This window comes from Roseinatronobacter sp. (genome assembly GCF_051859525.1).
GTDB lineage: Bacteria > Pseudomonadota > Alphaproteobacteria > Rhodobacterales > Rhodobacteraceae > Roseinatronobacter.
In genome coordinates this window covers 1-10,186 of the sequence record NZ_JBHYFM010000023.1, presented here as the reverse complement: position 1 = coordinate 10,186, position 10,186 = coordinate 1, and the positions used below count along the sequence as shown (strand labels likewise).

General features: G+C 60.3%; 11 protein-coding genes. 3 read left to right on the top strand and 8 right to left on the bottom strand.

The window, feature by feature from the left end; genetic code table 11:
• Positions 1–154: 154 nt before the first annotated feature.
• From ACTIE1_RS13740 to ACTIE1_RS13730, 3 genes are all read right to left on the bottom strand, one after another.
• Positions 155–451, bottom strand: coding sequence for an FtsB family cell division protein (locus ACTIE1_RS13740; protein ID WP_439560761.1), 297 nt, complete (start codon positions 449–451; stop codon positions 155–157).
• 97 nt (positions 452–548) lie between these two features.
• Positions 549–764, bottom strand: coding sequence for a hypothetical protein (locus ACTIE1_RS13735; protein ID WP_439560760.1), 216 nt, complete (start codon positions 762–764; stop codon positions 549–551).
• A 123-nt stretch (positions 765–887) separates the two neighbouring features.
• A complete protein-coding gene (locus tag ACTIE1_RS13730; RefSeq protein WP_439560759.1) occupies positions 888–2,081 on the bottom strand; it encodes a phosphoglycerate kinase in 1,194 nt (397 codons plus the stop codon).
• Positions 2,082–2,259: 178 nt separating this feature from the next.
• On the opposite strand from ACTIE1_RS13730, the gene ACTIE1_RS13725 reads away from it, so the two are divergent.
• Both ACTIE1_RS13725 and ACTIE1_RS13720 read left to right on the top strand, forming a co-directional pair.
• Positions 2,260–2,766 carry a peptidylprolyl isomerase gene (locus tag ACTIE1_RS13725; protein WP_439560758.1) on the top strand — a complete coding sequence of 169 codons (507 nt, stop codon included), beginning with the start codon at positions 2,260–2,262 and terminating at the stop codon, positions 2,764–2,766.
• Entirely contained in the window at positions 2,759–3,373 is a 615-nt protein-coding gene (locus tag ACTIE1_RS13720; protein ID WP_439560757.1) for a peptidylprolyl isomerase, read from the top strand. Before ACTIE1_RS13725 ends, ACTIE1_RS13720 begins: the two co-directional genes overlap by 8 nt.
• 186 nt (positions 3,374–3,559) lie before the next feature.
• Here ACTIE1_RS13720 and ACTIE1_RS13715 read toward each other — a convergent pair whose 3' ends face one another.
• From ACTIE1_RS13715 to ACTIE1_RS13695, 5 genes are all read right to left on the bottom strand, one after another.
• On the bottom strand, positions 3,560–3,946 hold the full coding sequence (locus ACTIE1_RS13715; protein ID WP_439560756.1) for a DUF4168 domain-containing protein: 387 nt from the start codon (positions 3,944–3,946) through the stop codon (positions 3,560–3,562).
• Positions 3,947–4,093: 147 nt separating this feature from the next.
• Positions 4,094–4,519 carry a universal stress protein gene (locus ACTIE1_RS13710; protein WP_439560755.1) on the bottom strand — a complete coding sequence of 142 codons (426 nt, stop codon included), beginning with the start codon at positions 4,517–4,519 and terminating at the stop codon, positions 4,094–4,096.
• Positions 4,520–4,543: 24 nt separating this feature from the next.
• Positions 4,544–7,225, bottom strand: coding sequence for a TRAP transporter permease (locus ACTIE1_RS13705; RefSeq protein ID WP_439560754.1), 2,682 nt, complete (start codon positions 7,223–7,225; stop codon positions 4,544–4,546).
• A 120-nt stretch (positions 7,226–7,345) separates the two neighbouring features.
• A complete protein-coding gene (locus ACTIE1_RS13700; RefSeq protein ID WP_439560753.1) occupies positions 7,346–8,311 on the bottom strand; it encodes a TAXI family TRAP transporter solute-binding subunit in 966 nt (321 codons plus the stop codon).
• A 267-nt stretch (positions 8,312–8,578) separates the two neighbouring features.
• Positions 8,579–8,992 (bottom strand): VOC family protein, encoded by a 414-nt coding sequence (locus ACTIE1_RS13695; protein ID WP_439560752.1) that lies wholly within the window; start codon positions 8,990–8,992, stop codon positions 8,579–8,581.
• A 224-nt stretch (positions 8,993–9,216) separates the two neighbouring features.
• Between ACTIE1_RS13695 and ACTIE1_RS13690 the strand changes: the two genes are divergently transcribed.
• Positions 9,217–10,186: class I tRNA ligase family protein (locus ACTIE1_RS13690; RefSeq protein WP_439563445.1), on the top strand; the 970-nt coding region annotated here is incomplete at its 3' end.

The following is a 10,186-nucleotide window of genomic DNA, read 5'->3' as shown; positions in this document are numbered from 1 at the left end:
AGGCTGCATATTCCTGACTTCAAAGGCTTGGCCTGCCATCAGCGTAATCGGCAGGCCGCGGGACGGCCCACCGATGGCGCGGCGGGCTGCGCCCTTGATCCCGCGCCTGGGCATCCGGTCAACGTCCGCCACCTTGCCGCATCATTCCGCGCGTTCAGCGAATGACAATCTCGTCGGGGCGCACAAGGCCCAGCACATTGCGGGCGCGTTCGTCCAGCAGGTCCAGATCCAGAAACCCGTCGGACAGGCGCAATGTCCGGTTTTCCATCTCGGCCAGCTCGACCGCAAGCGCATCACGGCGTTGTCGAAGTTCGGCGATCTCCGCATCGATCTGGACGCGGTTGAACAACCCGTACCCCCCCTGCACAGCCGCAAAGGTGAAATAGATCGCCAGAACACTGGCGGTTCCGAAGTAGAAAAAGGCGCCTATGGCGGGGCGTGGGTTCTTCATATCTGGTCTGCCTGCTCTCGCCGGTGGTTGTTGTTATAATCCGGCCAAAGCAAATATGTCATATCAGGCAGGCTTTGTGAATCCCCTTACGCATGGCCTAGCCCAGAAAGACGCCAAGAACCACCATCATCAGGCCCAGTGTCGACACACCAAGCGCCGCAAAATTCACGATGACCGCCTTTTGCATGCGGGCGCGCATCGTGGCGTCATCCAGCCCCGATTTGCGCAGCTTCATCACATACATGATGCACCAGCCCAGTCCGGCGATGCCCGCAACCGAGATCAGCGCCCCTATCCAGATCAGATATTCCATGCCGAGTCCTTGTTATACCCTGGAGTATGTCGCAGTCATTCGTATTCACGCGACATACTCTGACTTATTGGTTTTGCATGTTCGCGAAGCTCAAAACCGGTTCCCACTTTTGCGCAACATGCTCTAGTCATCTTCCAGTGCGGCGACGCCGGGCAGGGTCTTGCCTTCCATCCATTCCAGAAACGCGCCGCCCGCGGTCGATATATAGGTGAAATCATCTGCCGCACCGGCCTTGTTCAGCGCCGATACCGTGTCACCGCCACCGGCCACGGAAATCAGCCCGTGCTCGCGCGTCAGCCGTGCCGCCTCGGCGGCGCAGGCATTGGTCGCGGCATCGAAGGGCGGGATTTCAAATGCGCCAAGCGGCCCGTTCCAGACCAATGTGCGGCACTGCGCGAACAACTCCGATATATGCGCGACGGTCTGCGGCCCTGCATCAAGGATCATCGCATCATCGGGGCATTGATCGGCGGGTAGGATCTCATGCGCGGCCCCTGCGGCAAATTCGCGCGCGATCACAATGTCCTGTGGCAGATGGATGGTGCAGCCCGCGTCCTGTGCCTTGGCCAGAATGTCGCGCGCGGTGTCGGCCATGTCGCGTTCCGCCAGTGACGTGCCGATGTCGTGCCCCTGCGCCACCAGAAAGGTATTGGCCATGCCCCCGCCAATCACCAGATGGTCGACGCGGCCAATCAGGTTGGCCAGCAGGTCCAGTTTGGTGGACACTTTCGCGCCGCCCACAATGGCCGCAACAGGGCGTTCGGGGGTGCCAAGGGCCGCATCCAGCGCTTTCAACTCGGCCTCCATCAGGCGGCCCGCGCAGGATGGCAGCAGTTGCGCAAGCCCTTCGGTCGAGGCATGCGCCCGATGCGCCGCCGAAAAGGCGTCATTGACGAATATATCCCCCAACGCCGCCAGCCCTGCGGCCATCATGCGGTCATTGCTTTCCTCGCCCGCATGGAAACGGGTGTTTTCCAGCAACAAAACACCCCCGCCCTGCAATTCGGACACGGCCTTCTTGGCGGGAATGCCGATACAGTTTTCGGCAAAGGCAACAGGCGCCCCAAGCGCTTTTTCCAGCGCGGGGCGCACCAGCGACAGCGACATGGCCGGATCGGGCGCACCTTTCGGGCGGCCGAAATGCGCCAGCAGAACGGCCTTGCCGCCTGCGCCGGTGATATGGGTGATGGTGGGCAGGATGCGCTCGATGCGGGTGGCATCGGTGACCACCCCGTCCTTCAGGGGGACATTGATATCCACCCGCACCAGCGCGGTCTTGCCTGCGAAATCGAAATCGTCCAGCGTCTTGAAAGCCATTGTTGCGCATCCCCTTCGTTCAACTTGGCGCTATCTGGCGTGAAAGGGGGGGGCGGGTCAATGGCGCTTAGGCCATTGGCGGCAGAACGCATGTCTTCGTGCGGCCAAACGGCAGGGCTTTTCCTTGGGCTAAAGACACATTAGGTTGCACACAAGAACAGATCAGAAGGAGCGCCAGATGGCCGAGATCAAAGACCCCGAAAACACCATCCTGATGGAGTTGAAAAACGGCACTGTCACAATCGAGCTGCTGCCGGATGTGGCACCGGGCCATTGCGCACGCATGAAGGAACTTGCGCGCGCGGGGGCCTATGACAATGTCGTATTCCACCGCGTCATTGACGGGTTCATGGCCCAGACAGGCGATGTGGCCAACGGCAATACCGAAAAGGATTTCGACCTGCGCCGCGCAGGCACCGGCGGATCGGACCTGCCCAACCTGAAGGCAGAGTTTTCCGGCGTGCCCCATGACCGCGGGACATTGGGTGCGGCGCGTTCGCAAAACCCCGACAGTGCCAACAGCCAGTTCTTCATCAACTTTGGCGACAACCATTTCCTGAACCGTCAATACACCGTCTATGGCCGCGTGATTTCCGGCATGGAACATGTCGATGCCATCACCCGTGGCGAACCGCCTGCGACCCCTGACAAGATGATCAGCGTCAAGGTGGCTGCCGATGCGTGATAAACTGCTTTTTGCGGGTCTGTTTGCCGTGGGGGTGGGTATTCTGGGCGCGTCCTATCACAACCTGATGCGCGCCAATGCCGACACATCCGTGCCCGCAGACCATTCCGGCCCTGTCATGGTGATTGATGTCGCGGGTCAGGCGAATGGTGAAATCCGCATCGCGCTGCGCGATGATCTGGCCCCCAACCATGTCGAACGCATTGTGACACTGGCCGAACGTGGCGATTATGACGGTGTGGTGTTTCACCGCGTGATTGACGGGTTCATGGCCCAGACCGGCGATGTGGAACATGGCACAGATGACGCCAATGCGCGGCGTTGGGGCACTGGCGGGTCGGACCTGCCCAATCTGCGCGCCGAATTCACAGACCACCCGTTTGAACGTGGTGTGATCGGCATGGCGCGGTCCCAAAGCCCCGACAGCGCCAACAGCCAGTTTTTCATCATGTTTGCCCCTGCGCCCCATTTGAACGGGCAATACACAGTGGTGGGCCAGATGATGGACGGGTTTGACGTTCTGGATGACATCAAGCGCGGCACTGGCGGAAACGGGGCCGTTGTCGGCACCCCCGACCGGATGGAGCGTGTGACAATCGAACGCTGATTGCGCATTGCGGCAAAAAATTCGGGCGGGATGATCACTGTCATCCCGCCCGTTTTTTATACCTGTGCCTGGTGCATGATGCTCAAAAGCGGGAACCCGGTTCTGAGCTTCTTGAACATGCAAAACCAATAAGCTGGAGCATGTCGCGTGTAAATGAGCGAACGCGACATGCCCCAAGGCAGGGGATCAGCCGCCCATATGCGCTTCGGTAAAGCGGGCGTCGATCTGTGCGGCAAGTTCGGGATCTTCTGCGGCAGCGTTGGCGATCGCGATATATTCGTCCAGCGTGATGCCGGGGCTTTCTTCCACGGCTTGCAGCATGGCTGCGTCAGCCGCTTCCAGCATTTCCATCTGTGCGTTCTGGTCTGCCTCGGCCTCGATCTGGGCCATGTAGCCTTCGCGCACCTCATTCACGGCCAGCGCGGCCTGAATGAACGCATCAACCATGTCACTATCGGCTGCGATGGCTGCGCCATCGATCTGGTCCTGGGCCATGGCAGCAGGCACAAGCACCGGTGCGGTTGCCATTGTTGCAGCCAGCGCAGTCGAGGCGAGGAATTTTTTCAAGCTCATTACAATCTCCTGTTTCATGGACAGTGCGCGGCACGAATGCCACGCGCTGACCTTTAGCTAGGGGCCATGGTTACAGGATGCAAATCGGTCGGCGGGAATATGCTGGGATTATGTTTAATGCGGCCATAGCCGCGCGTGGCGCACCGCCTAGTCGCGCACCACATAGACCGATTGTTTTGCATGGCGCACCACCCGCGCGGCATTGGGGCCAAGCAGATAGTCGCGCGCTTCCGGCCGGTGGGCGGCCATGACAATGACATCCACATCCAGCTTGTCGGCCGCGCGCAGGATTTCGTCATAGATATTTCCATGCAACACATGCGGGTGCACATCGATGGAGCCGGGCACATTGTCGCGCACCCATTTGCGCATGGCCTCGGTGAATTGCAAAAGCGCGGCTTGTTCAAAGCCCTTCTGGAAAAACGCGCCCACCATGGACAGGCCAAAATCGGGCAGGACACTGACGACATGCAATTCGCCGCCATCGCGCAGCATTTTCTGCGCCTCGCCCATGGGTTTGACCCATGATGCAGGGTGCGACATGTCTATGGGCAGCAGGATCTTCATGGCCATCGGCGTTCCCCTTGGTGATGCGGCCTAGAAGGCCGGTTGCGTCTGCCGGCGCCGTTGCAGCAGGATAACCCCCAAAAGCAGCAGCAGCGCCGGAATGAAGAACAGCTGTGCAGGCATCCTGTCCGCAGGGCGCAGCACCGCGACCAGTTCCACAGGGTCGGGCGCGTAGAAATCGAAATCCTGCAAGGCCGTCTGGAACGGTGTGCCGAACATCGGCTCGTCCATGGCAACGCCGTCCTCTGCGGGCATCAGCAGGAATCCGGTCGCGTCCATGCGCTGATCGGGCGGCGTGTCATCCACCGGCAGCGACAATGTCAGGCTGCGGGTCTGTCCGGTTGAAAAGTCCGGCCCCTCGATCTCGATGCGCAACTCGCTGCCCGCGGGCAGGTCACGCAAGACCTGTTCAAATTCCGTGCCGGGCAGGCGGTTGAATTCGGGCTGCACGCGGTCCAGCCAGAAATTCGGCACAAACAGTGTGAACGCCACCAGCAACAGCGCGGCAGATTCGTGCCATTTGGACCGCGCAAGGAAATAGCCCTGTGTGGCCGCCGCAAACAGCAGCATCGCGATTGTCGCCACCACGAAGATGAACGCCGCCTGCAATATGCCCGCTGTCGTGCCCAGATCCACGCCATACAGGATCAGCGTGGGGTTATAGATAAACAGGAACGGCAGCGCCAGCGTACGCAGGCTGTAGAAAAACGCCTGAAAGCCCGTCTGGATGGGATCGCCCCCCGACACCGCCGAGGCCGCGAAACTGGCCAGCCCCACAGGCGGGGTCACATCGGCCATCAGCCCGAAATAGAAGACGAACAAATGCGCCGCGATCAGCGGAATAAGCAGCCCTTCCTGCGCCCCAAGGCTGACCACCACAGACGCCATAAGCGACGACACCACGATGTAATTTGCCGTGGTCGGCAGGCCCAGACCAAGGATCAGCGAAAACGCCCCGACCAGCAGCAGCATCAGGAACAGATTGCCCAGCGCCAGAAATTCGACCAGCCCCGCCAGTTCCGTGCCAATGGGCGTGCGGGTGACCGTGCCCACGATGATACCTGCGGCAGCGGTCGCCACACCGATCCCGATCATGTTGCGCGCCCCCGCGATCAACCCCTCGATCAGGTCGCCGAAACCTGCGCGCGCCTGTTCCATCACATCGCCCGAGCGGCGAAACAGCGCCTTCAGCGGGCGTTGGGTGATGATGATGAACAGCATCATCGCCACCGCAAAGAATGCGGATTTTGCGGGCGATTGGCGTTCTACCATCAGGAACCAGATCAGCACCAGAATCGGCAGCAGGTAATGCAGGCCCGTGGGAACCACGTCCTTCATGACCGGCATCTTGATTTCTTCGGCATTGGGGTCGTCCATTTCCAGTTCAGGACGCTGCGCCGCAATATAGATGGCCCCCAGATACACGGCCAGAACAACCGCCATGGTCACGCTGTCGGATATGCCCGGCGCCACAGCGCGCAGCCCGTTGACCCCCGCAACCACTGCGTAAAAGCCCAGCCCCGCAATCACGAAACCGGCAAAGACTTTCAGGAACATCTGCGTCAGACTGCGCGACGGGCCAAGCGCCTTCATGCCCGATTTCAGCGCTTCCAGATGCACGATATAGATCAGCGCAATATAGGAAATGACCGCCGGAATGAACGCGTGCTTGATCACTTCCAGATAGGAGATGCCCACGAACTCGACCATCAGAAACGCCGCTGCGCCCATGACGGGTGGCATGATCTGGCCGTTGACGGAACTCGACACCTCGACCGCGCCCGCCTTTTCCGATGAAAAGCCCACGCGCTTCATCAGGGGAATGGTGAATGTGCCGGTGGTCACAACATTCGCGATGGAGGAGCCGGAGATCAGACCGGTCGCACCAGACCCCACCACGGCCGCTTTCGCAGGGCCGCCACGCAAATGGCCAAGGCCCGCAAACGCCATCTTGATGAAATAATTGCCTGCCCCCGCCTTGTCCAGAAGCGAGCCGAACAGCACAAACAGGAACACAAACGCCGTTGACACCCCCAGCGGAATCCCGAACACGCCCACATTGGTGTCATACCATTGGGTGTTGATGATCCCGTTGAAGGACCGGCCCGAATGCTCAATCAGTTCAGGGATCAGCCAGCCGGTGCCGAAATAGGAATAGGCCAGAAAGACCGAGCCCACGATGGTCAGCGCAGGGCCAAGGGCACGGCGCGACGCTTCCAGCAACAAAACCAGACCGATCGACCCGATAATGACCTGCGGATAGATCACATCAATCTGCCAGCCAAGAATGTTCCAGTCCAGTTGCCATTGTTCCAGCCGGCCCTGCCGTGCCGTGCGCGAAATCTCGCGCGAGAACCAGAAGACATAGAACGCAGACCCTGCCGCCACGAAGGCCAGAAGCCAGTCAAACAGCGGCACCCGGTCGCGCGGCGAGGATTTGAACGCAGGATAGGCCAGAAAGGCCAGAAACAGGGCGAATGTCAGGTGCAGCGGGCGTGTCTGGTCGGACCCGATAATGCTGAGTCCCGGTATCTTGGGCGCAAGCGAGAATTGCGGGTCGGCAATCCACAACTGGAACAGCGACCAGACCAGCGCAACGCCGGAAATCAGCAATGCGACGGCGCGGTTTCTGGGGTTGCGTGCCCCCGAATCCGTGCTGGCAACCAGATCCTGAAGTTCGGAATCACTGAATTTGCGTTCCCGTTCCGCCATGACCAAACCCCCTGAGATGTATGTGATTTATGTTTGGAAATGTCCGGACCCTGTGGTCCGGATGGCCCTGACGGGCAAACCGGGGTGCGGGCCGTGACCGGCCCGCACCTGATTTATGGCTTAGTCGATCAGGCCCGCTTCGCGGAAATAGCGCGCAGCACCGTCATGCAGGGGTGCAGACAGACCGTCGCTGACCATTTCTTCGGGGACCAGATTTTCAAATGCAGGGTGCAGGCCACGGAAGGTGTCCATGCCTTCAAAAATGGCCTTGGTCACTTCATACACCACTTCTTCGGGCACATTGGCCGACGTCACGAAGGTTGCGCCCACACCGAAGGTGGTCACATCGTCATCGGACCCGCGATACATGCCGCCCGGAATGGTCGCCATGCGGTAATAGTCGCGGTCATCGACCAGCGCGCGGATGGTGTCGTTATCGGCATTCACCAGAACCGTGTCACAGGCGGTCGTCGCTTCCTGAATGGCACCCGAGGGGTGGCCGACAGTGTAGACGATGGCGTCGATATTGTTGTCGCACATCGCCTGTGCCTGCTCGCCCGCCTGCAATTCGGACACGACAGCGAATGTGTCCATATCCCAGCCCATGGCGTCCATCACAACTTCCATTGTGCCGCGCTGGCCGGAACCGGGGTTGCCGATATTGACGCGCTTGCCGGCCAGATCATCGAAGCTGGAAATGCCGGAATCGCTGCGTGCAACCACAGTGAAGGGTTCGGGGTGCAACGAGAAGACGGCGCGCAGGTCTTCATGCGGGCCATCTTCTTCGAAGCTGGAGCTGCCGTTATAGGCGTGGAACTGCCAGTCCGACTGCGCGACGCCGAATTCCAGTTCGCCCGAGCGTAGCGCGTTGATGTTGAAGATCGACCCGCCGGTCGATTCCACGCCGCAGCGGATACCATGTTCCGCGCGCCCTGCATTGACCAGACGGCAGATCGACCCGCCCGCAGGATAGTAAACGCCCGTCACACCGCCGGTGCCGATGGAAATAAAGGTCTGCTGTGCCATCGCGGCGCTGCCCATCAGCGCGCCAGCGGTCAACACCCCTGCTGTGAAAATCTTGTTCATTCGTACCTCCAAGGATTTGCGATCTCAAGTCGCGTGTCTTTGGGACTTTGCGCTGGAATTCCGCAAGGAACCGCGCGGCCCAATACCGTTAATGGACACCAGCCCTGTTAAGGAGTCAACCCGCAGCGTAAGGGCAGAACCCGCCCGACAAGCTGAAATCGCACGGAAAACTTGCGCCGGTTCGGTAGTTTCCGCCGCCATCCATGCAGGGAATTCAGGCAGATCCGGCGCATGTGTAGCGCGTGAAATATGGCGTCAGCCCGCCCCTCAGGCGGCGAAAATACCCGATGTGTCGGCAAAGCCCTTCACCTCGATCGGGTTGCCGGACGGGTCGCGGAAAAACATGGTCCACTGCTCGCCCGGTTGTCCTTCGAACCGCAGGCTGGGCGGGATGATGAACTCCACCCCCGCTGCGCTCAGCCGGTCTGCAAGGGTGCGAAACCGCGCGACATCCAGCACCAGCCCGAAATGCGGCATGGGCACCATATGATCGCCCACGCGGCCCGTGGGCGCATTGGCGAAGGGTTCGCCGCGATGCAGGCTGATCTGGTGGCCGAAGAAATCGAAATCCACCCAAGTGTCCGTGCTGCGCCCTTCCGCGCAGCCCAGAACGCCGCCGTAGAAGGCGCGCGCTTCATCAAGGTCACGCACATGATAGGCGAAATGAAAGGGCATCAGCATGGGGGGTATCCTTATGATTTGGGCCAATTGACAGGGCTATCGCAGCTTCACGCACGCATCAAGCATTTCGCCCTCTGGACGCTGCGCGACATGCCACCTATAAGGCGCCCCATGTTCGGACCATGGATCATTCAGCGAATTAGCGTCCCGGCACTCTGACGCGCCCGGAGTGCCGGGTTCCCTTTGGCGCCTGCATGTTTTCCCAATTCGCAAGGTATCCGAAAATGACCGACACCCCCGACTATAAAGACACGCTGTTCCTGCCGCAGACCGAATTTCCCATGCGCGCAGGCCTGCCCGCGCGTGAACCCGAATGGCTGGCACGCTGGGAACGGCTGGGCATCTATGACCGCCTGCGCGACAGCGCGCAGGGCCGCAAGCCCTTCATCCTGCATGACGGCCCCCCCTATGCCAATGGCCACCTGCATATCGGCCACGCGCTGAACAAGGTGCTGAAGGACATGGTGGTGCGGTCCCAGCAGATGCTGGGGCGCGATGCGCGCTATGTGCCGGGCTGGGATTGCCACGGCCTGCCCATCGAATGGAAGATCGAGGAACAATACCGCGCCGCAGGGCTGGACAAGGACAAGGTCGGCATTGTCGATTTCCGTCAGGAATGCCGCCGCTTCGCCGAAGGCTGGATCGACATCCAGCGCGAGGAATTCAAACGCCTTGGCATCACCGGAAAATGGGACAAGCCCTATCTGACGATGGATTACCACGCCGAGGCCGTGATCGCGGATGAGTTCATGAAACTGCTGATGAACGGCACGCTGTATCAAGGGTCAAAGCCCGTGATGTGGTCGCCCGTGGAGAAAACCGCGCTGGCCGAGGCGGAGGTGGAGTATCACGAGCATACCAGCCACACGATCTGGGTGAAGTTTCCGGTGACGAAGGTTCAGCAAGCTCGAATTGTGGGTTCGGGCGCTTCTATGTCTGGTCCAGAGGGCGCAACAACCATCCGAGACCTTCTAAGTGAAGCCTCAGTCGTTATCTGGACCACAACCCCGTGGACGATCCCGCAAAACCGCGCTGTGTGCTTCGGTCCTGAAATCGACTACGGCATGTATGAAGTGTCCGAACTTCTGGAAGGGGCGAAAGAGGAACTGGGCGCGAAGGTCATTCTGGCCGATGCCTTGGCCGAAAGCGCGCTGGCCGCCGCGAAAGTCAGCGCCACCCGCCTGCGAACCGTCA